The sequence below is a fragment of the Streptomyces sp. NBC_00353 genome, from assembly GCF_036108815.1.
GTDB lineage: Bacteria > Actinomycetota > Actinomycetes > Streptomycetales > Streptomycetaceae > Streptomyces.
Genome location: NZ_CP107985.1, coordinates 4,209,616 through 4,235,725 on the forward strand (window position 1 = coordinate 4,209,616; position 26,110 = coordinate 4,235,725).

At 67.1% G+C, this 26,110-nt stretch carries 20 protein-coding genes; 9 read left to right on the forward strand and 11 right to left on the reverse strand.

Going from position 1 to position 26,110, the window contains the following annotated elements; translation table 11 throughout:
• Positions 1 to 9: 9 nt before the first annotated feature.
• The 3 genes from OHA88_RS18960 to OHA88_RS18970 all read right to left on the reverse strand — a co-directional run bounded on the left by OHA88_RS18960 (position 10) and on the right by OHA88_RS18970 (position 3,630).
• A complete protein-coding gene (locus tag OHA88_RS18960; protein ID WP_328626395.1) occupies positions 10 to 984 on the reverse strand; it encodes an ABC transporter permease in 975 nt (324 codons plus the stop codon).
• Positions 977 to 1,900, reverse strand: a complete 924-nt coding sequence (locus tag OHA88_RS18965; protein ID WP_327369668.1) for an ABC transporter permease — start codon at positions 1,898 to 1,900, stop codon at positions 977 to 979. The genes OHA88_RS18960 and OHA88_RS18965 overlap by 8 nt, the downstream gene beginning before the upstream one ends.
• A 95-nt stretch (positions 1,901 to 1,995) precedes the next feature.
• Complete coding sequence (locus OHA88_RS18970; protein ID WP_328626396.1) at positions 1,996 to 3,630, reverse strand: peptide ABC transporter substrate-binding protein; 1,635 nt, start codon at positions 3,628 to 3,630, stop codon at positions 1,996 to 1,998.
• 440 nt (positions 3,631 to 4,070) lie between these two features.
• Between OHA88_RS18970 and OHA88_RS18975 the strand changes: the two genes are divergently transcribed.
• From OHA88_RS18975 to OHA88_RS18995, 5 genes are all read left to right on the forward strand, one after another.
• Complete coding sequence (locus OHA88_RS18975) at positions 4,071 to 5,099, forward strand: ABC transporter permease (RefSeq protein WP_328626397.1); 1,029 nt, start codon at positions 4,071 to 4,073, stop codon at positions 5,097 to 5,099.
• A gap of 74 nt (positions 5,100 to 5,173) precedes the next feature.
• Positions 5,174 to 6,958, forward strand: a complete 1,785-nt coding sequence (locus OHA88_RS18980; protein ID WP_328626398.1) for an ABC transporter substrate-binding protein — start codon at positions 5,174 to 5,176, stop codon at positions 6,956 to 6,958.
• A gap of 87 nt (positions 6,959 to 7,045) precedes the next feature.
• A complete protein-coding gene (locus OHA88_RS18985) occupies positions 7,046 to 8,026 on the forward strand; it encodes an ABC transporter permease (protein WP_326605593.1) in 981 nt (326 codons plus the stop codon).
• Positions 8,027 to 8,037: 11 nt separating this feature from the next.
• A complete protein-coding gene (locus OHA88_RS18990; RefSeq protein ID WP_326627584.1) occupies positions 8,038 to 9,063 on the forward strand; it encodes an ABC transporter ATP-binding protein in 1,026 nt (341 codons plus the stop codon).
• A gap of 26 nt (positions 9,064 to 9,089) precedes the next feature.
• Positions 9,090 to 10,178, forward strand: coding sequence for an ABC transporter ATP-binding protein (locus OHA88_RS18995; protein WP_328626399.1), 1,089 nt, complete (start codon positions 9,090 to 9,092; stop codon positions 10,176 to 10,178).
• Positions 10,179 to 10,377: 199 nt separating this feature from the next.
• Here the strand turns inward: OHA88_RS18995 and OHA88_RS19000 are convergent, their stop codons facing one another.
• From OHA88_RS19000 to OHA88_RS19035, 8 genes are all read right to left on the reverse strand, one after another.
• On the reverse strand, positions 10,378 to 11,520 hold the full coding sequence (locus OHA88_RS19000) for an ABC transporter ATP-binding protein (protein WP_328626400.1): 1,143 nt from the start codon (positions 11,518 to 11,520) through the stop codon (positions 10,378 to 10,380).
• Complete coding sequence (locus OHA88_RS19005) at positions 11,513 to 12,571, reverse strand: ABC transporter ATP-binding protein (RefSeq protein WP_326605589.1); 1,059 nt, start codon at positions 12,569 to 12,571, stop codon at positions 11,513 to 11,515. Before OHA88_RS19005 ends, OHA88_RS19000 begins: the two co-directional genes overlap by 8 nt.
• An 11-nt stretch (positions 12,572 to 12,582) precedes the next feature.
• On the reverse strand, positions 12,583 to 13,527 hold the full coding sequence (locus OHA88_RS19010; RefSeq protein ID WP_328626401.1) for an ABC transporter permease: 945 nt from the start codon (positions 13,525 to 13,527) through the stop codon (positions 12,583 to 12,585).
• Entirely contained in the window at positions 13,520 to 14,452 is a 933-nt protein-coding gene (locus tag OHA88_RS19015; protein WP_328626402.1) for an ABC transporter permease, read from the reverse strand. The genes OHA88_RS19010 and OHA88_RS19015 overlap by 8 nt, the downstream gene beginning before the upstream one ends.
• A gap of 166 nt (positions 14,453 to 14,618) precedes the next feature.
• The gene (locus OHA88_RS19020) at positions 14,619 to 16,262 is read right to left on the reverse strand and encodes a peptide ABC transporter substrate-binding protein (RefSeq protein WP_326627591.1); all 1,644 of its coding nucleotides are present in this window, start codon (positions 16,260 to 16,262) and stop codon (positions 14,619 to 14,621) included.
• A 406-nt stretch (positions 16,263 to 16,668) separates the two neighbouring features.
• On the reverse strand, positions 16,669 to 18,540 hold the full coding sequence (gene typA, locus OHA88_RS19025) for a translational GTPase TypA (protein ID WP_267002310.1): 1,872 nt from the start codon (positions 18,538 to 18,540) through the stop codon (positions 16,669 to 16,671).
• A gap of 138 nt (positions 18,541 to 18,678) precedes the next feature.
• Entirely contained in the window at positions 18,679 to 19,317 is a 639-nt protein-coding gene (locus OHA88_RS19030) for a hypothetical protein (protein WP_328626403.1), read from the reverse strand.
• 328 nt (positions 19,318 to 19,645) lie between these two features.
• Positions 19,646 to 21,982, reverse strand: a complete 2,337-nt coding sequence (locus OHA88_RS19035; RefSeq protein ID WP_328626404.1) for an ABC transporter family substrate-binding protein — start codon at positions 21,980 to 21,982, stop codon at positions 19,646 to 19,648.
• 282 nt (positions 21,983 to 22,264) lie between these two features.
• On the opposite strand from OHA88_RS19035, the gene OHA88_RS19040 reads away from it, so the two are divergent.
• The 4 genes from OHA88_RS19040 to OHA88_RS19055 are packed head-to-tail and all read left to right on the forward strand — an operon-like array spanning position 22,265 to position 26,106.
• Entirely contained in the window at positions 22,265 to 22,531 is a 267-nt protein-coding gene (locus OHA88_RS19040) for a hypothetical protein (protein ID WP_328626405.1), read from the forward strand.
• A gap of 9 nt (positions 22,532 to 22,540) precedes the next feature.
• Positions 22,541 to 23,419: a hypothetical protein gene (locus OHA88_RS19045; protein WP_328626406.1), complete on the forward strand. Its 879-nt coding sequence runs from the start codon at positions 22,541 to 22,543 to the stop codon at positions 23,417 to 23,419.
• Positions 23,420 to 25,333 (forward strand): fumarate reductase/succinate dehydrogenase flavoprotein subunit, encoded by a 1,914-nt coding sequence (locus OHA88_RS19050; RefSeq protein WP_328626407.1) that lies wholly within the window; start codon positions 23,420 to 23,422, stop codon positions 25,331 to 25,333.
• Complete coding sequence (locus OHA88_RS19055) at positions 25,330 to 26,106, forward strand: succinate dehydrogenase/fumarate reductase iron-sulfur subunit (RefSeq protein ID WP_328626408.1); 777 nt, start codon at positions 25,330 to 25,332, stop codon at positions 26,104 to 26,106. Before OHA88_RS19050 ends, OHA88_RS19055 begins: the two co-directional genes overlap by 4 nt.
• The last annotated feature ends 4 nt before the right edge of the window (positions 26,107 to 26,110 follow it).

A 26,110-nucleotide genomic window follows, 5' to 3' on the forward strand; every position in this document is an offset into this window, starting at 1 on the left:
ACGGGCTCCTCAGCGCAGCTTGGGGTCGAGGGCGTCGCGCACCGCGTCGCCGAGCATGATGAACGCGAGCACGGTGATCGCCAGCGCTCCGGCGGGCCAGAGCAGCATGTGCGGGGCGTTGCGGATGTACTGGGAGGCGGCCGAGATGTCGATGCCCCAGGAGACGGCCGGCGGCTTCAGGCCGACGCCGAGGAACGAGAGGGTCGCCTCCAGCGAGATGTACGTACCCAGGGCGATGGTCGCGACGACGATCACGGGGGCGACCGCGTTGGGAGCGATGTGGCGGAGCATCATCCGGGAGTTGGAGGCGCCGAGCGCGCGGGCCGCCTGGACGTAGTCGTTCTGCTTGGCGGTGATGACCGAGCCACGGGCGATTCGGGCGATCTGCGGCCAGCCCAGCAGCACGATGAATCCGATCACCGGCCAGACGGTCGAGCTGGTCACCACGGAGAGGAAGACCAGGCCGCCGAGGACGACCGGGATGCCGAAGAAGATGTCGGTGATACGGGAGAGGAACGAGTCCCACCAGCCGCCGAAGAAGCCGGCCAGCCCGCCCAGGATGCCGCCGAGGATCGAGACTCCGACGGTGGAGCAGACGCCTACGGTGACCGATGTCCTGGCCCCGTAGACGGTACGGGTGTAGACGTCGCAGCCCTGGCCGTCGAAGCCGAACGGGTGGCCGGGCTGGGAGCCCTCCTGGGCCTTGCCCAGGTCGCAGTTGAGAGGGTCCTGGTCCGCGATCAGCGACGGCCAGATCGAGATGATCACCAGGAAGAGGATGATCAGGGCGGAGATGATGAAGACCGGGTTGCGGCGCAGGTCGCGCCAGGCGTCGGACCAGAGGCTGCGGGGCTTCTCGGCCGGTCCGGTGCCCTCGGGGCCGCCCGGTGTCTTCTCCAGCGTCTCCCCTTGCGCCAGGGCGAGATCCATGGCGGCTCCTGCCCCGCCCGGGGAGATCGCTTCGTCCGGCGTCTGCTCAGGCATAGCGGATCCTCGGGTCGAGTACGGCGTACAAGAGGTCGACGATCAGGTTGGCCGCCAGGAAGACGAGGACCAGGACGGTGACGAACCCGACGACGGTCTGGGAGTTCTGGCGCAGGATGCCCTGGTAGAGCTGGTAGCCGACGCCGTGGATGTTGAAGATGCGCTCCGTGACGATCGCCCCGCCCATCAGGGCGCCCACGTCCGTACCGATGAAGGTGACGACGGGGATCAGCGAGTTGCGCAGCAGATGCCGGAGGACGACCCGGCGCCTGGGGAGGCCCTTGGCGGTGGCGGTACGGACGTAGTCGGCGCTGGCGTTCTCGGCGATCGAGGTCCGGGTGAGCCGGGTGACGTACGCCAGCGAGACCGAGGCGAGGACGAGCCCGGGGACGAGGAGCTCGTTGAACGGCGCCTCCGGGGAGACGGACGGTTTGATGACGCCCCACTCCACGCCGAGGAGTAGCTGGAGCAGCAGACCGGTGACGAAGGTCGGGATGGAGATGACGACCAGGGTCAGGATCAGCACCGTGGTGTCGACGGGCCGGCCGCGGCGCAGGCCGGTGATGACGCCGAGGGTGATGCCGATGACGACCTCGAAGACGATCGCGACGATGGTGAGCCGGATGGTGATGGGGAAGGCGGTGCCCATCAGCTCGGTGACCTTCTGGCCGTTGAACGCGGTGCCGAAGTCGCCGGTGAAGACATTGCCCATGTAGGTGGCGTACTGCTGCCAGACCGGCTTATCGAGGCCGAATTCCGAGCGGAGCTGGGCGGCGGTCGCCGGATCGCACTGGCGATCGCCGCAGAGACCCGCGATGGGGTCGCCCATCACGTTCACCATGAGGAAGATCAGCAGCGTGGTGCCGAAGAAGACCGGGATCATCTGCAGCAGCCGCCGGATCACATAACGTCCCATGAAGACTCCGTCGGTCGCGGGGGGTCGGTGGCGCGGGGATGAGGAAGCCGGATGGCCGGTGCGGCACAGCGCACCGGCCATCCGGCCCTGCGGGATTACTTGACCTTGATCTGCTCGTACACCGGGACGCTGAACTGGTTCAGCGCGACGTTGGTGATCTTCTCCGAGTAGCCGGCGCTGCCGTTCTGGTACCAGAGCGGGATGACGGGCATCTGCTCGGCAAGGACCTTCTCCGCGTCCTGGAAGGTGGAGACGGCCTTGGCCTTGTCGGACTCGGCGTTGGCCTTGTCGACCAGGGAATCGAACTTCTTGTTGCTCCACTTGCCGTCGTTGGACGAGGCGTTGGTGTAGTAGAGGGGCTGCAGGAAGTTCTGGATCAGCGGGTAGTCCATCTGCCAGCCCGCGCGCCAGGCGCCGGTGAGCTTCTGCTGGGAGACCTGGCTGCGGAAGTCGGCGAAGGTGCCGACCGGGGAGCCGACGCAGGCCTTGTTGTTCCCCATCGCCTTGTTGATGCTGTTGCAGACGGCGTCGACCCACTCCTTGTGCGAGCCGGTGTCCGCGTTGTACGAGATCTTCAGCTGGCCGCCGGGGATGCCGCCGCCCTCCTGGATCAGCTTCTTGGCGTCCGCCGCGTTGTATTCGCACGGCGCCCCGCACAGCCCCTCCTTGAAGCCGCCGTCCACGCCGAGGACCGGGGACGTCCAGTCGGAGGCAGGGGTGCGGGTCTTCTGGAAGATCTGGTCGGTGATCTGGTCGCGGTTGATCGCCATCGACAGGCCCTGTCGGACCTTGATGCCGCCGGGGGTGTCCCACTTCTTGTCGTAGAAGGGGAAGGCGAGGGTCTGGATGATGCCGGCCGGGGTGTTGATGTACCGGTCGCCGAGGTCCGCCTTGACGTTCTTCAGCTGCGAGGCCGGTACGTCGTCGACGAGGTCGAGGTTGCCCGCGATCAGGTCGGTGTAGGCGGTGTTGTTGTCGGTGTAGACCTTGAGGTCGATGCCGCCGTTCTGCGCCTTGTCGTCACCGGGGTACTTGTCCCACTTGCGCAGGCTCATCGAGGAGCCCTTGGTGTACTTCTCGATGGTGTACGGGCCGTTGCCGACGGGCTTGGCGAGCCAGCCTGCATGGTCGGTGAAGAAGCTCTGGGGCAGCGGGGCGAACGCCGGGTAGCCGAGGGTGTCCGGCCAGAGGGAGAACTTCTGCGTCAGCTTCACCGAGAAGGTCATCGGGTCGACGACCTTGAGGCCGGCAAGCTTCGTCGCGCTGGCACTGCCGGTGTCGGGGTGGACCTTGTCGTAACCGTCGATGTATCCGAAGAAGTAGGCGTTCTTCTGATTGTTCTTCAGCAGGGCGCCGTAGTTCCAGGCGTCCACGAACGACTTCGCGGTGATCTTCTCGCCGTTGCTGAAGGTCCAGCCGTCCTTCACCGTGACGGTGAAGTTCTGCGAGTCGGTGGTGTCGATCTTCTCGGCGAGCATGTTCGTCGCCGCACCGGTCTTCGGGTCGTACTTCTTCAGTCCCCGGAAGACCATGTCGAGGACCTTGCCGCCCTGCACCTCGTTGGTGTTGGCGGGCTCCAGCGGGTTCTGCGGGTCACCCCAGGAGGAGCTGACGATCCCATTGGCGCCGCCGCCACCGCCGCCGCCCCCGCCGCCGCCACCGCAGGCCGTCGCCACCAGGGCGACGGTCACGGCACATGCGGCCCACTTGGCCTGTGTGGCTCCGCGCATGGAATGCCTCCTCATCGAGCTCCGTCTCACGTGGAGTCAAATATCACCTGATCGATCACTTTCTGCACATTTACACCCCCCATCCGAGCGCAGCAGGAACGCCGCGGGCGCATTCCGGTGAGCAGCGGAGTGATAACGGCCGCGCATCGAACGCGCATCGTCCGCGCATCCGATTGGCCGGATGTACGAATTCCGAGACGGTGCCGCCCGCATATCGGACTCATTGCCGGTTTCCTCCTCGCATGCAACGAACATCCTTTCGATTGAGTCAAGGGGCGGCAAATCGGAGGGCAATCATTGGCCATGTATCCGTCAAGGTCCCAAAGAGCGCCTCAAGTCAACCGGACATTCATTGACCCTCCGTGAATTGCGTTGAAAAAGTCCGAGTAGCCCGTAGGTGTTGCCCTGCGGAGTCCTTCGACCCTCGGGCCAGGAGCACCATGACGATTCCAACCCCGCACACAACCGCTCCTCTTGAGGTAGTGGATGCGAAGGCACTGCCGACGCCGGATCCTTCGGCTCCCAAGGGCGGCGAGGGCCGTTCGCCGGGAAAGTTGGCCTGGCGGCGCTTCAAGCGCGACCGCACCGGCATGATTTCGGCCTATGTGGTCGTCGCCTTCTTCGTGGTGGCCCTCTGCGCCCCGCTGATCGCCAAGCTGTACGGCAAGGATCCGTACACGACGTACGGTCAGAACGACACGAGCCTGCTCGACGACTTCGGCTCCCCGGTTCTGCCCAACGGCGGTATCAGCGGCGACTTCTGGTTCGGCATCGAGCCCGGACTCGGCCGGGACGTCTTCACGTTTCTGCTCTACGCCATGCGCAACTCGCTGCTCATCGCTGCGGCAACGACGTTGCTGGTGACGGCGATCGGAATCGCCGTCGGTATCACGGCCGGCTATCTCGGCGGGAAGACCGACTACCTCGTCGGCCGGGTCATCGATATCCTGCTGGCCTTCCCCTCCACGCTCTTCTTCATCGCCTTCTGGCCGGTGATGATCTCGATCCTGGTCTCGCCGGAGGAGAACACCCCGGTCTGGCTGACCGTCGTCAGTCTCATCTCGGTGATGACCGCCTTCGGCTGGGCGTCCATCGCGCGTCTGCTGCGTGGCGAGGTACTCGCCCTGCGCGAACGCGAGTTCATCGAAGCGGCCAAGGTCACCGGCGCATCGCCGGCGCGGATCATCTTCAAGGAACTGCTTCCCAACCTCTGGACGCCGATCCTCATCCAGGCGACGCTCGCGCTGCCCGCATACGTCACGGCCGAGGCGGGCCTCGCCTTCCTCGGTGTCGGGCTCACCTCCCCGACACCCGACTGGGGCGTGATGATCCAGCGCGGATCGGACGTCTACCAGAGCGACATCACGTTCATGCTCTTCCCCGGCGTCACGATGGTGATCTTCGTGATCGCCTTCAACCTCCTGGGCGACTCGGTGCGTGACGCACTGGACCCGAAGACCAAGCGCTGAACCGTACTCCCTCCGACCGGGCGACGGGGCCCGCCGGATCCATCGTTCCTCTCAATCGACCAGGGCAGGAAGCCATGTCCCTTTCCCGCAGAAACTTCGTCATCGCCACGTCGGTCGCGGCCGGTGGCTCGATGGTCCTCTCCGCCTGCAGCAGCGGCAGCACGGCCGGCAAGAGCAACAAGGGCGGCGGGCACGGCGGTGCCGACAAGTACACCGGCGCCGTCGTCGTCGGCACCAAGGAGGACTCCACCGGTCCCGCACCCGAGGTCGAAGGGGCGAAGAAGGGTGGCACGATCCGCGGCATCGCCCCGGACGACTTCTCCCACCTCGACCCGCAGCGCATCTACTTCTCCTGGAACTCCGCGGTCGGTGACCTCTTCATCCGCTGCCTGACCGGTTACAAGATCGCGGCGGACGGATCGATGAAGCTGGTCGGTGACCTCGCCACCGACGCCGGCACCATCGGCGACGGCGGAAAGACCTGGACCTTCACGCTGAAGGACGGTCTGAAGTGGGAGGACGGCAAGGAGCTCACCGTCGAGGACGTGCGCCACGGCATCGAGCGCGGCTTCGCCAGCTTCACCACCGAGGGCGCCGGATACGCCCAGACCGCACTGACCGGCAGCACCGACTTCCGGTCGAAGTACAAGGGCCCGTTCAGCGGCAAGCACCTCGACTCGGTCGTCACCGACGCCGCGGCGAAGACCATCACCTTCAAGCTCGCCGAGGCCCGTCCGGACTTCAACTTCACCCTCGCGATGAGCTCCTACGGTGCCGTCCCGGTCAAGGGCGACAGCAAGGAGAGGTACGACAAGGACCCGGTCTCGTGCGGTCCGTACCGCGTCAAGAGCCACGCCGTCGACAAGTCGATGACGCTGGTGCGCAACCCCCACTGGGACCCGAACACGGACTCGATCCGTAACGCCTACCCGGACAGCTTCGTGTACGAGTTCGGTCCGGAATCGCTCCCGGCGACGGACCGTATGATCGCCGACGACGGCGACGACCAGTACGCGGTCATGGCGTACAGCGGTGTCCCGGCCGAGCGCATCCAGAAGGTCCTCACCGACCCCGAGCTGAAGAAGCGCACCTTCAACGGCCTGCTGACCGGCATCTACTACTACGCCATCAACACCAAGCGGATCACCGACCTGAAGGTGCGTCAGGCGCTCATCCACGCCTGGCCGCTGGAGCAGATCCGCAAGATCTACGGTGGCCCGTCGGCCGGTGACTACGCGACGTCCATCCTCAGCCCGGACATCCTCGGCTACGCCCATGACGACGTCTACGGCAAGCTGAAGAAGCCGCAGGGCGACCCCGAGGCGGCCAAGAAGCTGCTGAAGGAGGCGGGCAAGGAGGGCCAGAAGGTCGTCTACGCCTTCCCGCAGAGCAACACCTACGACAAGACCAAGGTCGTCATCGAGAACGCCCTCAAGGCGGCGGGCTTCGACCCGGTCATCAAGCCGCTGGACTCGACCAGCTACTACGACCAGGTCCAGCAGATCGACAACAAGTTCGACGTGATGTGGTTCGGCTGGTCCCCGGACTGGCCGACCGGCTACACGCTGGTGCAGCCGCTGTTCGACGGCGGCACCATCGCCAACGGCTCCAACAACATCTCGCAGCTGAAGGTCGACTGGGTCGACGCGGCGATCAAGAAGAACGTCACCATCGCCGACCCGGCCGCGGCCGGCAAGGCCTGGGCAGCGCTGGACAAGCGGATCATGACGGAGGAGGCGCCGATCATCCCCGAGACGTTCCAGCGCCGCTTCTACCTGTACGGCTCGAAGGTCGGCGGCGCCATGTTCCACCCGCTGTGGTCCTCGGCCGTCTTCTACAAGCTGTTCGTGAAGGCCTGACGCCCACACTCCCGAGGCGGGGCACCCCTGCGGTGCCCCGCCCGCTCCCCTCCCACTCGTCGGCGTCTGCCAGGGAAATCCATCGCCATGTTCCGCTTCCTCATCCGCCGGGCAATCGGCGCACTGGTCATCCTGCTGATCATCAGTGCCATCACTTTCGTCCTCTTCTACGTCGCACCCCGCGACCCGGCCCGCGTTGCCTGCGGCAAGGTGTGCACGCCCGAGACGCTGGCACTGGTAAAGCGCAACCTCGGCATCTCCGACCCGCTGCCCGTGCAGTACTGGCACTGGCTCCAGGCCGTGTTCGTGGGCCGGGACTACACCTCCTTCGGGCACTGCCCCGCACCGTGCCTCGGGTACTCCTTCCACAACCGTGAACCGGTCCTGGGCACGATCATCGACCGCTTCCCGACGACCCTCTCCCTCTCGGTGGGCAGTGCCGTCATCTTCGTGATCTTCGGCGTGGGCACCGGCATGCTGGCCGCGGTCCGGCAGGGCAAAGCGGTCGACAAGGTGGCCTCCTCGGCCTCCCTCATCTTCTCCTCGATGCAGATCTACATCGTCGGTGTCGTCGCCATGTACTACCTGGCGGACCAGTGGCACATCCTCAGCCGCCCCAAGGACGTCCCATTCACCGAGGACCCGGCCGGCTGGTTCCAGGGACTGCTGCTGCCATGGTTCGTACTGGCGCTCATCTTCACCGCCAACTACACGCGCATGGCCCGCTCCCAGCTCGTCGAGACGCTGAGCGAGGACTACGTGCGCACGGCACGCGCCAAGGGCCTGTCCCGACGCACCGTCTTCTTCCGGTTCGCCTGGCGCGGTGCCATGGGGCCGATCGTCACCATCTTCGGACTGGACCTCGGCCTGCTCCTCGGCGGCGCGATCATCACCGAGAAGACCTTCGGACTGCACGGCATCGGCGCACTCTCCATCAAGGCCGTCCTCGACAACGACCTGCCGCTGCTGCTCGGTGTCGTCCTGGTCGCGGCAGCAGCGATCGTCGTCTTCAACATCATCGTCGACGCCGTCTACGCCCTCATCGATCCACGCGTCCGCCTCGCCTAGGGAGAGATCCAATGAGCACCCCCTTCCTCTCCGTACGCGATCTGCGCGTGCACTTCTCCACCGATGACGGCATGGTCAAGGCCGTCGACGGGCTGTCGTTCGACGTCGAACGGGGCCGCACGCTCGGCATCGTCGGCGAGTCCGGTTCCGGGAAGTCCGTGACCAACCTGACGATCCTCGGCCTGCACCACCCCGACCACACCGAGATCGAGGGGGAGATCCTGCTCGACGGGCAGGACCTGCTCACCGCCTCGGAGCGGGAGCTGGAGCGGCTGCGCGGCAACAAGATGGCCATGATCTTCCAGGACGCGCTGGCCTCCCTCTCGCCGTACCACACCATCGGGAAACAGATCTCCGAGACGTATCGCAAGCACACCGGCGCCTCCAAGCGGGAGAGCCGGGCCCGGGCGATCGAAATGCTCACCAAGGTGGGCATCCCGCAGCCCGATCTGCGGGTCGACGACTATCCGCACCAGTTCTCCGGCGGTATGCGCCAGCGCGCGATGATCGCCATGGCGCTGGTCTGCAACCCGGAGCTGCTGATCGCCGACGAGCCGACCACCGCGCTGGACGTCACCGTGCAGGCCCAGATCATCGACCTGCTCAAGGAGCTCCAGCAGGAGACCGGCACATCGATCATCTTCATCACCCACGACCTCGGTGTCATCGCCGACATCGCGGACGACGTGCTGGTGATGTACGGCGGGCGGTGCGTGGAGCGCGGCACCAAGAAGGAGGTGCTGCGGGCGCCCCAGCACCCCTACACCTGGGGCCTGCTGGGGTCGATGCCGACTCTCGAGGGACCGGTCGACGTACCGCTGTCGCCGATCCCGGGCACCCCTCCGAGCCTCCTCAACCCGCCGACCGGCTGCCGGTTCCACCCGCGGTGCTCGTTCACCGAGCGGGTCGGCGGCGCGCGCTGCGCGACCGACCAGCCGCCGCTGGAGCTGGTGGCCGGACGCGGGGCCGCCTGCCACCTCACCGCGGAGCAGCGCACCGAGTTCTTCGCCGACTTCGCCGGCACCCGGCCCAACTGACGTACAAGAGACGGGACTTCCCCACTATGAGCAGCACCGATCCCCTCCTGGACGTCGCCGGACTCACCAAGCACTTCCCGATCAGGGGCGGCTTCCCGATCCGGCGGACCGTCGGCGCGGTGCAGGCCGTGGACGGACTGGACTTCACGGTCTCCGAGGGCGAGAGCCTGGGCCTGGTCGGCGAGTCCGGGTGCGGCAAGTCGACGACGGGCCGGCTGATCACCCGGCTGCTGGAGCCGACCGGCGGCAAGATCTCGTACCGCGGGCAGGACATCACCCATGCCTCGCGGCGCGAGCTGGTGCCGGTCCGCTCCGAGATCCAGATGATCTTCCAGGACCCGTACGCCTCGCTGAACCCGCGGCAGACCGTCGGCAAGATCGTCGCCGGACCGATGGAGATCAACGGCATCAACCCGGCGGGCGGTCGCGAGGCGCGCGTACGCGAACTGCTGGAGACGGTGGGGCTCAACCCGGAGCACTACAACCGCTTCCCGCACGAGTTCTCCGGCGGTCAGCGCCAGCGCATCGGGGTGGCCCGGGCGCTGGCCCTGGAGCCGAAGCTGATCGTCGCCGACGAGCCGGTCTCGGCGCTGGACGTGTCGATCCAGGCGCAGGTGGTGAACCTGCTCCAGAAGCTGCAGAAGGAACTGGGCATCGCGTTCCTGTTCATCGCGCACGACCTCGCCGTCGTACGTCACTTCTCGCAGCGCGTCGCGGTGATGTATCTCGGCCGGATCGTGGAGATCGCCGACCGGGACGATCTGTACGGCAACCCGCGCCACCCGTACACGAAGGCGCTGCTCTCCGCCGTGCCGGAGGCGACCGCCGACGACGTGCCGGCCCGTGAGCGGATCCGGCTGACCGGCGATGTGCCGTCTCCGGTCGACCCGCCGTCGGGCTGCCGGTTCCGCACCCGCTGCTGGAAGGCGACGGAGAAGTGCGCGAGCGAGACGCCGCCACTGGTACGCATCGAGGGGAGCCGGGACGGCCATCTGACGGCCTGCCACCACCCGGAAGGCCCCGGGACCGTGTCGTCCGTCCCGCGGGCGCGTACGGGCCAGGACGCGCCGGGCCCGGCCGAGCAGAACACCGAGAACCCCAAGGCCGGGGGCTGACACCCCTGCCCTCGCCCCGGAAGCGGCCGGGCGGAGACGGATCCGATCGGTCCGCGATCCACCCGGCCCTCCGGCCCGGGGAACCGAGCACGTCGGCCCATTGACCCGAGCCACCTGCGAGCCCGGTTCCCGGGACATGGGAAAGGCGCCCGGAACCGATCGGTTCCGGGCGCCTTCGTACCTGCGCCTTCGAGCAGAACTACGCCGCGTGCACGACGTCCTTCTCCTCGGCGAAGTGGCACGCCGACTCGTGCGCGGCCGGAGTGTCCGAGGACTTGAAGCGCTCGGGGATCGCCAGCAGCGGCACCTCCGTCGCGCACTTGTCCTGGGCCTTCCAGCAGCGGGTGCGGAAGCGGCAGCCCGACGGCGGGTTCGCCGGCGACGGGACGTCACCGGTGAGGATGATCCGCTCGCGACCCTCACGGGCCTCCGGGTCCGGAACCGGGACCGCCGACAGCAGCGCCTGGGTGTAGGGGTGCGTGGGGTGGTCGTAGATCTGCTCGTCCGTACCGATCTCGGCCATCTTGCCGAGGTACATGACGCCGACCCGGTCCGAGATGTGCCGGACGATCGACAGGTCGTGCGCGATGAAGAGGTAGGAGAGGTTGAACTCGTCCTGCAGCTTCTCCATCAGGTTGATGACCTGTGCCTGCACCGACACGTCGAGCGCGGAGACCGGCTCGTCGCAGATGATGATCTCCGGGTTGAGCGCGAGGCCGCGGGCGATGCCGATGCGCTGGCGCTGACCGCCGGAGAACTGGTGCGGATAACGGTTGATGTACTCCGGGTTGAGACCCACGACATCCAGGAGGTCCTGCACCTTGCGGCGCCGGTCGCCCTTGGGCGCCACCTCGGGGTGGATCTCGAAGGGCTCCCCGATGATGTCGCCGACCGTCATCCGGGGGTTCAGCGAGGTGTACGGGTCCTGGAACACCATCTGGATGTTCCGGCGTACGGCCTTCAGCGCGCGGCCGGACAGCTTGGTGATGTCCTGGCCCTTGTAGAAGACCTCACCGGCGGTGGCCCGCTCCAGCGTCATCAGGAGCTTGGCGACCGTGGACTTGCCACAGCCGGACTCGCCCACGATGCCGAGCGTCTCGCCCTGGTACAGGTCGAACGAGATGCCGTCCACGGCCTTGACCGCACCGACCTGCTTCTTGAACAGGATGCCCTGGGTCAGCGGGAAGTGCTTGACCAGGTTACGGACCTGGAGGATCGGCTCGCCCTGCGGCACCGGCGCCTCGATGGCGGCAACGGCCTCCGCCTCGGTGGCCGCGTCGACCGTCGCCACTTCGGTGACGTTCGGGGTGGCGTCCACGGGCTCCTTGTTGATGTCAGCCATGGATCGTCTCCTTCCAGAAGTGGCAGGCGCTGCCGCGGCCGACCAGCTCGGTGCCGTCCTGCTCGGTCACCGGGCGCAGGGCCGGGATGTCCGTACGGCAGATGTCCTGTGCCATCGTGCAGCGCGGGTTGAAGGCACAACCCGTGGGCACGCGGAGCAGGTTGGGCGGCAGGCCCTTGATCGCGAAGAGCTCCTGGCCCTTCTGGTCCAGCCGCGGGATCGACTCCAGCAGACCCTTGGTGTACGGGTGTGCCGGGCGCTTGTAGATCTCGTGGACCGGGGAGGTCTCGACGATCCGGCCCGCGTACATCACGGCGATCTTGTCCGCGACGTCGGCGACGACACCGAGGTCGTGCGTGATCAGGATGAGACCCATGTTGTACTCGCGCTGAAGCTCCGCGAGAAGGTCCATCACCTGGGCCTGCACGGTCACGTCGAGCGCGGTGGTCGGCTCGTCCGCGATGATCAGGTCCGGCTCCAGGGCCAGCGCCATGGCGATCATGATGCGCTGGCGCATACCGCCGGAGAACTGGTGCGGGTAGTCCGAGACCCGGGCCCTGGCAGCCGGGATCTTGACCTGGTCCATCAGGTCGATGGCCTTGGCCTGCGCGTCCTTCTTGGACAGGCCCTGGTGGACCCGGAACATCTCGCCGAGCTGGTAGCCGACGGTGAGCACCGGGTTCAGCGAGGAGAGCGCGTCCTGGAAGATCATCGCGATCTTCTGGCCACGGATCTGCCGACGCTCCTCGTAGGACATCTTCAGCATGTCCTGGCCGCGGAAGAGGATCTCCCCCTGGGGGATCTTGCCCGGCGGCATGTCGAGGATGCCCATGATGGCCTGCGCCGTCACGGACTTGCCGGAGCCGGACTCACCGAGAACGGCGAGCGTCTCCCCTGCGTCCACGCTGTAGTTCACGCCGTTGACGGCCTTGACCACACCGTCCCGGGTGTGGAACTCCACGTGCAGGTCACGGACTTCGAGCAGCGGGCCGACGTGGTCGTCACCCGAGCGCGGGGACGGGACTTCTGCGGTCTTGTCGATGGTAGTCACGTACGCCCTCCTTATCGCGACTTCGGATCGAGGGCGTTGCGGACGGCTTCGCCGAGCATGATGAACGCCAGAACGGTGATGCTGAGCATGATCGACGGGTACAGCAGGATGTGCTGCGCGACGCGGATCTGACTGGCGCCACCCGAGATGTCGATGCCCCACGAGATCGTCGGCTCGGCGAGCCCCAGACCCAGGTAGGACAGGGTGGCTTCGGCCGAGATGTACACACCCAGCGAGATGGTCGCAACGACGATCACCGGCGCCATGGCGTTCGGCAGGATGTGCTTGAACAGGATCCGGGACGTGCCCGCACCCAGAGCCCTGGCCGCCTGGACGTAGTCCGACTGCTTGATGGTGATCACGGCCCCGCGCATGACACGCGCGATCTGTGTCCAGCCGAGGAACGCGAGGGCGAGGACCACGACCCAGACGGAGCGGTCGGTGAACGCCTGCAGGACCACCATGGCGCCGAGCAGGAAGGGCAGTCCGAGGAAGATGTTGGTGAACCCGGACAGGAGCGCGTCGACCCAGCCGCCGAAGTAGCCGCCGAGCATGCCGATCAGGCCACCGAACACGGTCACCAGCGCGGTGACGGAGATACCGACGATCACCGAGGCCCGGGTGCCGTAGATGACACGCGCGTAGACACTGCGGCCCTGACCGTCGTAACCCAGCCACTCGGGCGAACCGACCTTGCCGAGCTCGGGCTTGCCGAGGAAGTGATGCACCAGGTCGCTGCTGGTCGGCGAGGCGCTGGTGAACAGCCCCGGGAACACCGTCATGACGAGCAGGATCACGATGAGGACGGACGAGATGACGAAGTACCAGTTGGAGCGGAGGTCGACCCACGCGTCGCCCCAGAGGCTGCGGGCCTTCTCGGCCTTCACGGCCACCGGCTCCGCCACTGCCGTCTTCGGGTCTTCGGTCGCGGGTGCGGTCTTGATCACGTCAGGCATAACGGATCCTCGGGTCCAGGACCGCGTACAGCAGGTCGACGAGCAGGCTCATGAAGAGGTAGACGAGCACCAGGATGGTGACCAGGCCGACCAGGGTCGTGCCCTCGCGCCGGACGATCGACTCGTAGATGGTGCCGCCGACGCCCTTCACGTTGAACAGACCCTCGGTCACGACCGCGCCGCCCATCAGGGCGCCCAGGTCGGTACCGAGGAAGGTGATGACGGGGATCAGCGAGTTGCGCATCAGGTGCACACCGACGATGCGGCGCTTGGGAAGCCCCTTGGCCACAGCGGTACGCATGTAGTCCGAGCGCAGGTTCTCGGCCATCGTCGTACGCGTCAGTCGTGCCACGTAGGCGAGGGAGAGCGACCCGAGCACGACGGCCGGTGCTATCAGCTCGCTCCACGTTGCATCGTTCGAGACGTTCGGCGCGATCCAGTCGAGCTGGAAGGCGAACACCGACTTGACGATGAAGCCGAGGACGAAGACCGGAATCGAGATGATCAGCAGAGTGAAGACCAGGATCGCGTTGTCCGCGAGACGGCCGGCACGCAGCCCGGCGACCATGCCGAGGCCGATACCGAGAACGATCTCGATGAGGAACGCCATGGCGGCCAGTCGCAGGGTGACGGGGAACGCGTCACCGAGGACATCCGTGACCGGACGACCGCTGGCTATCTGAGTGCCGAAATCAAAATGCAGGACGATGCCTGTCATGTAATTCCAGTACTGCTGCAGGATCGGCTGGTCCAGCCCCAGTTGGTGCCGCATGGCGGCAAGGGTGGCAGGGTCGGCGCCCTTGTCCCCGAAGAGTCCCCGCACGGGGTCGCCGGGCAGGGTGTAGACCATCAGGAAGATCAGCAGGGTTGTCCCGATGAAGACCGGGATCATCTGGAGCAGTCGTCGTGCGACATAGCGCCCCATGGTGCCTCCATGTAAGTGGCAAGCGGCAGCCAACGGGCCCTCCCCCGTCACCGACCCCCTGTGGGGTCGTCGGTGACGGGAAAGGGCCCCCCGGCCACGGCGTGCAGGCTGGTCCGGGACCGATGTCAGTGTCGGTCCCGCACCGGCCCGCGGACTACGTCGGTGGTTACTTCTTGACCTGAACTTCGGTCAGGATCGGGTCGCCGTCCTGGGCGTACTGGACGTTCTGGACCTTCTCCGAGTAACCGGCGTTGACCTTGTAGTACCAGAGCGGGATGGTCGGCATGTAGTTGACCAGCTCCTTCTCGATCTCCTGGTACCCCTTGACCGACTCGTCGAGCGTGGCAGCGGAGTCCGCGGCCTTGATCTTCTTGTCGAGGTCCTTGTTGGAGAAGAAGCCGTTGTTGCCGGCCGCACCCGTACGGAACAGGTCGCTGATGAAGTTCGCGTTCACCGGGTAGTCGAGCACCCAGCCGCCGCGGTAGAACGACTTGACCTGCTTGGCGTCACGGGCGTCCAGGTCGGCCTGGAAGTCGACCTTCGAGTCGCCGGCGCACGCGACGCCGGTCGCCTGGGTGATGCTGTTGCAGACAGCCTCGACCCATTCCTTGTGGCCGCCGTCGGCGTTGAACTGGATGTAGATCTTGTTACCCGGAACACCGCCGCCCTCCTTGATGAGAGCCTTGGCCTTCGTCGGGTTGTACGTGGTGACGTCACCCGCGACGTTCGGCTGGTAGCCGAGAACACCCTTGGCGACCCAGCCCGTGGCCGGCTCGCGGGTGCCCTGGAGCACCGTCTTGGTGATGGTGTCGCGGTCGATCGCCATCGACAGGCCCTGCAGGACCTTCGGGTCGGTGTTCTTCCACTGCTTGGTGTACATGGCGACACCGAGCGTCTGGATGGCGGAGTACGCCTTGTCCACGGCGCGGTCACCGAGGTCGGACCGGTAGACCGGGAGGTCCTTCGGCGCGATCTGGCGCAGCACGTCGACGTTGCCGGACTTCAGGTCCTCGTAGGCGGTCTCGAGGGTGGTGTAGTTCTTGAAGATCACACCACCGTTCTTCGCCTTGTCGGGGCCCTTGTAGTCGTCGTAGCGGACGACCTTGATCTGCTTCTTGTGGTCCCAGCTGACGAACTTGTACGCGCCGTTGCCGACCGGCTTCTCGCCGGCAGCCTTCGGGTCCGCGTAGAAGGACTCGGGCAGCGGCGAGAAGACCGTGTAGCCGAGCTTGTACGCGAAGTACGGCAGCGGGTTGTTGAGCTCGATGGTGAAGGTGTAGTCGTCGACGACCTTCAGACCCGACATGGCGTCGGCCTTCGGCTTGGCCTTCTCGTCCTCGGGGTGGACGTCGGTGAAGCCCTTGATGTCGGCGAACCAGGACGCGTTGGTCTGCGCGTTCTTGATGTTCGCGGCCCAGTTCCACGCCTTGACGTAGGACTCGGCGGTGACCGGCGTTCCGTCGTGGAACTTCCAGTCCTTCTTGAGCTTGACGGTCCAGAGCTTGCTGTCCTTGGTGTCGACAGACTCCGCGTTGATCATCTCAAGCTTGCCGGCCGGGTCGTAGTCGACCAGCTGCGAGAAGATCGCGTCGGTGACGATGCTGCCGTTCGACTCCATCGTGTTCGCCGGCTGCAGCGGGTTCTGCGGCTCGCCGACCTCGACGGAGAAGATGCCGTTGGCGTTGACAGCACCCTTGCCGCTGTCGCCCCCCTTGCCCTTGCCTTCGTCACTGCCGCCACCACAAGCGGTCGCAGCCAGGGCGATGATGGCCGCTCCCGCGACCCACTTGGCGCTCTTGGCACCACGCATGGGTTTCCTCCTCATGAGTCCACTTTTGACTACAAGAAAGGCACTGGCTTGATACACCGACACCCCTGACGGTGATCGTTTCAGTGCCTCGAGTGTGCTCGTGAGTCGGCACTCCCCACAGTGCGTGACCCATTGACCCGAGCTCAATGGAGCCAACTATTAAGTACGCCCGGGCTGTAAACCACACTTAAAGGGTCTCGGTTTGACAACATCGACCAGGCATGGTTGACCGAAATCCGGACAAAGCGATCCCAGACAGACACCCGCGAAACGGACCGTTAACACATGTTCCGGAGAGCGACGCCCGATATCCGGACACCTCGGGCAGGAAATCGAGTTGACGAAAAACCCGGGCCCCCACAGTGTCTGCGGGGGCCCGGGCCCTGTGTCAATGGGTCGTACGGGGTCAGCGCTTGGCGCGCGACGCGGAGCGGCCGCGCTCCTTCTGGTCCAGGACGACCTTGCGGATACGGACCGTCTCCGGGGTCACCTCGATGCACTCGTCGTCGCGGCAGAACTCCAGCGACTGCTCGAGCGACAGCTTGCGGGCGGGCACCACGTTCTCCGTGGTGTCCGCGGAAGCCGCACGCATGTTGGTGAGCTTCTTCTCCTTGGTGATGTTCACGTCCATGTCGTCGGCGCGCGAGTTCTCGCCGATGATCATGCCCTCGTAGACCTCGGTGCCGGCCTCGGTGAAGATGACACCGCGCTCCTGCAGGTTGACCATCGCGAACGGGGTCACCGAGCCCGAGCGGTCCGCGACCAGCGAACCGTTGTGACGGGTGCGCAGCTCGCCGAACCACGGCTCGTGGCCCTCGAAGAGGGAGTGCGCGATGCCCGTACCGCGGGTCTGCGTCAGGAACTCCGTACGGAAACCGATCAGGCCGCGGGACGGGACGATCCACTCCATGCGGACCCAGCCCGAACCGTGGTTCGTCATCGTCTCCATGCGGCCCTTACGGGTCGCCATCAGCTGCGTGATCGCACCGAGGTGCTCCTCGGGGGAGTCGATCGTCATGCGCTCGATCGGCTCGTGCGTCTTGCCGTCGACCTGCTTGGTGACGACCTCCGGCTTGCCGACCGTGAGCTCGAAGCCCTCACGGCGCATCTGCTCGACGAGGATGGCCAGCGCGAGCTCACCACGACCCTGGACCTCCCAGGCGTCGGGGCGCTCGGTCTCCAGGACACGGAGCGAGACGTTACCGACCAGCTCACGGTCCAGACGGTCCTTGATCTGCCGGGCAGTGACCTTGTGGCCCTTGCCGCCCTTGCCGACCAGCGGCGAGGTGTTCGCACCGATGGTCATCGAGATGGCCGGCTCGTCGACCGTGATCAGCGGCAGCGCGATCGGGTTCTCGGGGTCGGCCAGGGTCTCGCCGATCATGATGTCCGGGATACCGGCGATCGCGCAGATGTCGCCCGGACCGGCCTTCTCGGCAGGCTTACGGGTGAGCGCCTCGGTCATCAGGAGCTCGGTGATGCGGACGTTGGACATCGAGCCGTCACGCTTGATCCACGCGACGGTCTGGCCCTTGCGCAGCTCGCCCTGCTCGACACGGCACAGCGCGATACGGCCGAGGAAGTTGTCGGCGTCCAGGTTGGTGACGTGGGCCTGGAGGGGCGCGTCGTCGTCGTACTCCGGGGCCGGGACCGCGGAGAGGATCGTGCTGAAGAACGGCTCCAGGCTGTCGCTGTCCGGCGGGACGGTACCGTCCTCCGGCTTGGTCAGCGAGGCGACGCCGTCACGGGCACAGGCGTAGACGATCGGGAACTCGATCTGGTCCTCGTCGGCGTCCAGGTCCAGGAAGAGGTCGTACGTCTCGTCGATGACCTCGGCGATCCGGGAGTCCGGACGGTCCGTCTTGTTGATGCAGAGGATGACCGGCAGCTTGGCCGTCAGCGCCTTGCGGAGCACGAAGCGGGTCTGCGGGAGCGGGCCCTCCGACGCGTCGACCAGCAGGACGACCGCGTCCACCATCGACAGGCCGCGCTCGACCTCGCCACCGAAGTCGGCGTGGCCGGGGGTGTCGATGATGTTGATGGTGATGACGTCGCCGCCATCCTTCGGGTGGTACTTGACGGCCGTGTTCTTGGCCAGGATCGTGATGCCCTTCTCACGCTCCAGGTCGTTCGAGTCCATCATGCGGTCGTCGAGGTGCTCGGCGGCGTGCGCGGCGAACGCGCCCGCCTGCTTGAGCATGGCGTCGACCAGCGTGGTCTTGCCGTGGTCGACGTGGGCGACGATGGCTACGTTACGGATGTCGTGGCGCGTGGGCATGGGTGGCTTGCGCTTCTCTCGGATCGTGGGATCAGGCGTCTTAGTCGGTCTCAAGTCCTGGTACGCCCGCCGGGCGGACGCGCCACGGCTACCCCCCATGGTACGGGGCTGGCGCCGTAGCGGCTTCCCGGGCAGGTGTTACCAGTGACAGGAGAGGCGCACCGCTTCACGGGCCGCTGCCGATGCGTGCTTGGTCAGCGGCGTTCCACACCTGATGTCTCCGCACCCCGAAGAAGTCCAGTTCACCACGTGCCCGACGATCTCTTCCCTGTGCTTTCCAGGACCGCAGGAGTGGCGGAAATCGGTCTCGATCAGCTGTACCGAGCTGAACTCCACAAGGTGTCCGGCAGCGCCGCTGAATTCACCGCCTCCGTTGTCGACAGGCGCATATTCTCCCGGTTCGCCCAGCCCCGACGTCCCGTCCCCCTTCTCCGCCGGACCGAGGTGAACGCCGAGCGCGAGCAGCACGGCGTCGTTGTCCGGCGAGGTCCCATCGGCCCGTACGGACGCCGTGTCCGTACGCAGGCGTCGCATCGGCTGGGTGAACCCGGCGCCCTTGGCGCCGGTGAGGTGCTGGGGCTCGGTGACTCCGTTGTGCACCCACCGACGCCGGGTGTCAAACCAGGTGTACGTGCCACCTTTGCCGGTCCGGGGCCGTGATTCCGTGACGGGAACGTTGCCCTTGCCGGTCCTGGCGGCCGTCGGCGAACCGTCCGACCGCGGCTGCTCGCGGGTGGTTCCGTCACTCGACGTACAGGCGCTCACGCCCGTCGCCATGACGGCAGCGACCGCTACGGCTGCCGGTGTCCTCTTCCTGTTTCCGCCCCCGTGGTCACGTCTTCCGGTGAATTTCACCGGTGGTCACGGCCATGATCCCCGGGGCGGGATGGCTGCACTCGGGACTTGAGCAGCTTCAGAGGTGGGGCTCCGAAGCTGCGGGGCTCTGAGGTGCGGGCTAGGAGTTGGGGCTCCGGGGTGGGGGCTCTCAGAGGTGGGGGGATGGAGCGGCTACCCGGGTCAACAGGTGCTCATGACCTTGCCCGCCGGGACCGCGGCGGGCAAGAGACTTGAGCCAGTTCTGAGCTTCAGTTGAGGTTCTGACCTGCTACTTCTTACGATTCGCGGGGGAACCGGCCGCTTGCTGCTTCTTGAAACCGATGTCCTGGTAGTGGGGCACTCCGAAGCCGAAGGCGCCGACGTTCACGAGCTTCCTGCCGGTGGCCACCAGCTGCGGACGCTGATAGAGCGGAATCGACGCTGCGGCGGCCCAGATGCGGGCGTCGGCCTGCTTCATCAGATCCTGGGCGGCGCCTTCGTCGAGCTCGGAGAGTGCCTGGTCGAAGAGCTGGTCGATGTGGTCCGTACCGACGCGGGTGTAGTTCTGCTCGACGAGCAGCGAGCCGTCGGTGGCGGGCACGGGCTTGGCGAAGATCGGCCGGTCGTCGGTGGCCGGGTAGGCGGTGGCGGGCCAGGAGTACAGCGCCAGGTCGTAGGCGCCCGAGGCGACATGGTCCTTGAAGTAGCCGGCGTCCGCCACCTTGATGATCTCCGTGCGGATGCCGATCGAATCGAGCATGGCCGAAATCTTCTCCCCGACGGTCCGCAGAGACTCCGAGCCGGGACCGGACGGCAGGACGAAACGCAAGGTCAGCGGCTTGCCGTCCTTGCCCAGCGTGTCGCGGACGGAGTCGGCGGCCTTGGCCGGAGCCGCGGGGGCCGCGGTGCCCATGGGGGCATAGGCGCCGGCGGCACCTCCCGGCCCGCGGTTCTGTCCGGTGACCTTGCCGCGGGAGCTCTCGGCGGTGCTGGTGTCGGCGACGGCAACGGCGGACGTGAAGGCGTCGGCCTGGCGCAGCAGGGCGGCGCTCTGGACGGCGGCGGCCGGGGCGGGGGCGAGGACGTGGCCGGGGCTGGTGTCCTCGTCCTCGCGCGGCTTGTTGTCGTCGCCGGGCTTGTCGTCGCTCTTGTCGGCCTTCGTGGCCTTGTCGGCCGGCTCCGCCTTGCCGTGCTCGCCTCCCTTCACCTTCTCGCCCTTGCTGCCCGCCTTCGTACCGTCGGACTTCTTCTTCGTCGCGCCGCCCGGCGTCCAGCCGGCTTCGGCCAGCAGTGCCTGCGCCTTCTTGGTGTCCTGCTCGCCGAGTGCGCCGCTGTTGTCCTGGTATCCGGGCTGCCCGGCCAGCGCCAGGTGGCTGCCGAGCGGCGCGGCGGGCAGGCCGAGCGGCCCCAGTACGGTGTCGACGAGCTCCTGACGGTTGAGGGCACGGGCCACCGCGCGGCGTACCCGTTCGTCGGCGAGCGGCCCGGACTCACCGTTCAGCGCGAGCTGCGTGTAGGCGGGCTCCAACGACTTGCGTACGACATAGGCGCGCAGCCCGTCCTGCTCGGTGGCGTACACCTCCGCCGCTTTCCGGGTCTTCTCCCGACTCGCCCGGGCGGCCGCCGCGGCCTTCTCGTCGGAGCCGTGCGCCAGGGCCCAGGAGCGCAGTGCGGCGGCGGGGCCGATCTCGGAGCCCGGGCCGTGGGTGAGCGGCTGGCCGTTCTCCCCCTTGTCACGCGCCGCGGCCACGATCCGGTGCGCCGCCGCGGCGTCGATGTCGGCGATGTCGACCTTGCCGCCGACCAGTGCCTGGACCCGGTCCTGCGGCTTGACCGCCCGGAAGACCAGCGAGTCGAGCTTGGCCGGGCTGCCCCACCAGTGCGGGTTGCGGGTCAGGGTGACGGCGCCCGCGCTCTTGTTCACGCTGCGCAGCCGAAACGGTCCTGAGGTGGCCGCGAGGGTGGTGCGCGCCCGGTCGTTGAAGGCGGTCGGGGAGCTGGTGACCTGCTTCGGGTACAGCGGGGAGAAAAGGGAGCGCCAGTCCCCGTACGGCTTGGCGAAGGTGACCCGGACCTCCAGGTCGGTCTTGCCGCGCTCGATCCGCTCGATCCGGTCGTAGCCGGCGTTGCGGGCGGTCCAGAACGCCGAGTCCTTGCCGCTCAGCGCGCGCCACTGGGCGACGAAGTCGGGGGCCCCGATCTCCCGGCCGTCGCTCCAGACGGCCTGCTGGTTGAGCCGGTAGAGCACGACCTGCTTGGGTTCGCGCTCGATGACCTTCGCCGATTCCAGATAGTCGGAGTTCATGTGGGGGGTGCCCTTGGTGTCCAGCGGGAAGAGCGTCGGCAGCAGGGCCCCGGTGATGCGCGTGGTCGTGGCGTCGGCGTCCGCCTGGAAGGCATTGAAGGTGGTGGGCATCGCATCGATCGCCCAGTTGACCGTGCCTCCGTCGGCGACCAGATCCCGGCCGGCGGGGGCGACATCCTGCGGCACCACGATGGCGACGGTGGTCACTCTGTCCGAACTGGTGCACCCGGCCAGCGCGGGGATCGTGAGCACACCCGTCGCGAGGAGCGCGAGCGAGCGGCGCTTTCGGACTGTCCCGCGCGGGACGCCGACGTGGGACATGGCTGATACCTCCGGGGCCGGCCCGGCCCACCCGCAGACGGATGGGCCGGATTGTGCTTTTAGTGGCATTTGCAGTTGATCACACTGGTTCCGCTCATCCACTGAAGGTGCCCACGCGCGAGAGTCGGCGCCGACACGGCGCACCGGCCCCGAACCTCACCCGGGCGGCGGAGCGTCCGGTCAAGACGGAACGGCCCGCTCTCTTCCCAAAGGAGATGTGACGCGCGACACTCGCATGCGCATGAGCATTGCCACCCGCGACCGCGGAGGTGAGAGCAAGTCATGTCACTGCACGATGAGTTGACAGCTGTTCAGCACTGTCTCGACGACCTGGCCCGCACCGTCGGACGGCTGGAGCGGAGCCTTGCGCAGCTGCGCACGGCCGAAGCCGGTCCACGGCCGCCCGGCGCCGCCGGTGGCACCGACCCCGCCGACGGCGCCGTCACGGTCACCGACGTCATCACGATCACCGAGGCGCCGTACGACGCCACCCTGTGGACGGACTCGGACGACGAGGGTCTGGGCGTCCGCGGCAGGCACGCCCCCTAGGAGAGTTCCTTGGCCACCGGAACGGAACCAAGTGCGGAACCAGGTACGGATCCACCACAGCTGAAGGGGCCGGCCCGGCCCGGCGCACGCGCCCGGCCGTCCGGTGTGCACGGCGCCTCGCGGGCCGCCATCGCCGCCCGCCATCTGCGGACCGACCGCTGGTGGCTGGCGCCCGCGGTGACCGCGGGCGGGCTCCTCGCCTTCATCGTCTACTCGACGTGGCGGGCCTTCTCGAACGCGGACTACTACGCCGCCCCCTATGTGTCGCCGTTCTACTCGCCCTGCCTGGCGGAGAACTGCGCCCCTATGCGGCACGGCCCGAACTGGGAGATCTTCGGCAGCTGGTGGGGCCTCTCCCCCGCTCTGCTGATCCTGATCTTCCCGCTCGGCTTCCGGCTGACCTGCTACTACTACCGCAAGGCCTACTACCGGGGCTTCTGGGCCTCGCCCCCGGCCTGCGCGGTCGCCGAGCCGCACACGACGTACACCGGCGAGACCCGCTTCCCGCTGATCATGCAGAACATCCACCGGTACTTCTTCTACGCCGCACTGCCGGTCGCCGGGATCCTCACGTACGACACCGTGCTCTCCTTCCGCGACGAGCACTACGCCTGGGGCCACATGGGCCTCGGCTCCCTGATCTTCCTGGTCAACATCGTGCTGATCTGGGCGTACACCCTGTCCTGCCACTCCTGCCGGCACATCATCGGCGGCCGGCTGCGGCACTTCTCCAAGCACCCCGTGCGCTACCGGCTGTGGGGCTGGGTCGGCCGGCTCAACGCCCGGCACATGCTGCTGGCCTGGTCCTCCCTGATCAGCGTGGCGCTCGCCGACTTCTACGTGTATCTCGTCGCCTCCGGCGCCTTCGACGATCCGAGGTTTTTCTGAATGACAGAGCTCGAACGGCAGCAGTGGGACGTCGTCGTGGTCGGTGCCGGAGGCGCCGGACTGCGCGCCGCCATCGAGGCACGGGAGCGCGGCGCCCGTACTGCGGTGATCTGCAAATCGCTCTTCGGCAAGGCACACACCGTCATGGCGGAGGGCGGAATCGCCGCCTCCATGGGCAACGTGAACTCCGGGGACAACTGGCAGGTGCACTTCCGCGACACCATGCGCGGCGGGAAGTTCCTCAACCAGTGGCGGATGGCGGAGCTGCACGCCAAGGAGGCACCGGACCGGGTCTGGGAGCTGGAGACCTGGGGTGCGCTCTTCGACCGTACGCCGGACGGAAAGATCTCCCAGCGCAACTTCGGCGGCCATGAGTACCCGCGGCTCGCACACGTCGGGGACCGTACCGGCCTCGAACTGATCCGCACCCTCCAGCAGAAGATCGTCTCGCTGCAGCAGGAGGACTACCGCGAACACGGCGACTACGAAGCCCGGTTGAAGGTCTTCCAGGAGTGCACCGTCACCCGAGTGCTGAAGGACGGCGAGAGGGTCAGCGGTACCTTCTGCTACGAGCGGGAGTCCGGTCGCTTCTTCGTCCTCGAAGCCCCCGCGGTCGTCCTCGCCACCGGCGGCATCGGCAAGTCCTTCAAGGTGACGTCGAACTCCTGGGAGTACACCGGCGACGGCCACGCCCTCGCGCTGCTGGCGGGCGCACCCCTGCTGAACATGGAGTTCGTGCAGTTCCACCCGACCGGCATGGTCTGGCCCCCGTCGGTGAAGGGCATCCTCGTCACCGAGTCGGTGCGCGGCGACGGCGGCGTACTGCGCAACTCCGAGGGCAAGCGGTTCATGTTCGACTACGTCCCCGATGTGTTCAAGGAGAAGTACGCGCAGTCGGAGGAGGAGGGCGACCGCTGGTACGAGGACCCGGACCGCAACCGCCGCCCGCCCGAGCTGCTGCCGCGCGACGAGGTCGCCCGTGCCATCAACTCCGAGGTGAAGGCGGGCCGCGGCTCACCGCACGGTGGAGTGTTCCTGGATGTGTCGACCCGGATGCCCGCAGAGACGATCCGGCGGCGGCTGCCCTCGATGTACCACCAGTTCAAGGAGCTGGCGGATGTCGACATCACGGCGGAGGCGATGGAGGTCGGCCCGACCTGCCACTACGTGATGGGCGGGATCGCCGTCGACTCGGACACTGCGGCGGCCGTCGCCGTGCCCGGTCTGTTCGCCGCGGGCGAGGTCGCGGGCGGCATGCACGGCTCCAACCGGCTCGGCGGGAATTCCCTCTCCGACCTGCTGGTCTTCGGCCGGCGGGCCGGACTGCACGCCGCCGAGTACGCGGCCGGACTGTCCGCCGCCCCCGAGGTGGATGACGAGCAGATCGACGAGGCAGCGGCGGAGGCCCTGCGTCCGTTCAGCGCGGAGGGCCTGGAGGACGGGGCGACGGCAGAGAATCCGTACACCCTCCACCAGGAACTCCAGCAGACGATGAACGACCTGGTCGGCATCATCCGGCGGGCACCCGAGATGGAACAGGCCCTGGAGAAACTGGCCGCCCTGCGGGTACGGGCGCACCGCGCCGGAGTCGAGGGGCACCGGCAGTTCAACCCCGGCTGGCACCTCTCGCTGGACCTGCGGAACATGCTGCTGGTCAGCGAGTGCATCGCCCGGGCGGCCCTGGAGCGCACGGAGAGCCGCGGCGGTCACACCCGCGAGGACTGTCCGACGATGGAGCGCTCCTGGCGGCCGGCCAATCTGCTGTGCCGGCTGTCCGACGACGCCGTCATGAAACCGGGCGGCCAGATCGAACTCGTCCGGAGGACGACCGAACCCATCCGCCCGGATCTGCTCTCCCTCTTCGAGAAGGAGGAGCTGGTCAAGTACCTCGCCGAAGAGGAGCTGTACGAGTGAGCAGCTACGACGCACGGTTCAGGGTGTGGCGCGGGGACCCCGACGGCGGCGGCCTGGAGGACTTCACGGTCGAGGTGAACGACGGGGAGGTCGTCCTCGACATCATCCACCGGATCCAGGCCACCCAGGCGGGCGATCTGGCGGTGCGCTGGAACTGCAAGGCGGGCAAGTGCGGCTCGTGCAGCGCGGAGATCAACGGGCGGCCGCGGCTGATGTGCATGACCCGCATGTCGGTGTTCGGCCGGGAGGAGACGATCACCGTCACTCCGCTGCGGGCGTTCCCGGTGGTCCGCGATCTGGTGACGGACGTGACGTTCAACTACACCAAGGCGCGGGAAGTGCCCGCCTTCGTACCGCCGAAAGGCGTGAAGGCGGGCGACTACCGGATGCAGCAGGTCGATGTGGACCGCTCGCAGGAGTTCCGCAAGTGCATCGAGTGCTTCCTGTGCCAGGACACCTGCCATGTGGTCCGCGACCACGAGGAGAACAAGACGGCGTTCGCCGGACCGCGCTTCCTGATGCGGATCGCCGAACTGGACATGCACCCCCTGGACGCCGCTGCCGAGTCGGGACTCGACCGGAAGGCGACGGCACAGGAGGAACACGGGCTGGGCTACTGCAACATCACCAAGTGCTGTACGGAGGTGTGTCCCGAGCACATCAAGATCACGGACAATGCGCTGATCCCGCTGAAGGAGCGGGCGGTGGACCGCAAGTACGACCCGCTGGTCTGGCTGGGGAACAAGATCAGCCGACGCCGGGACGCTCCGTGACCGG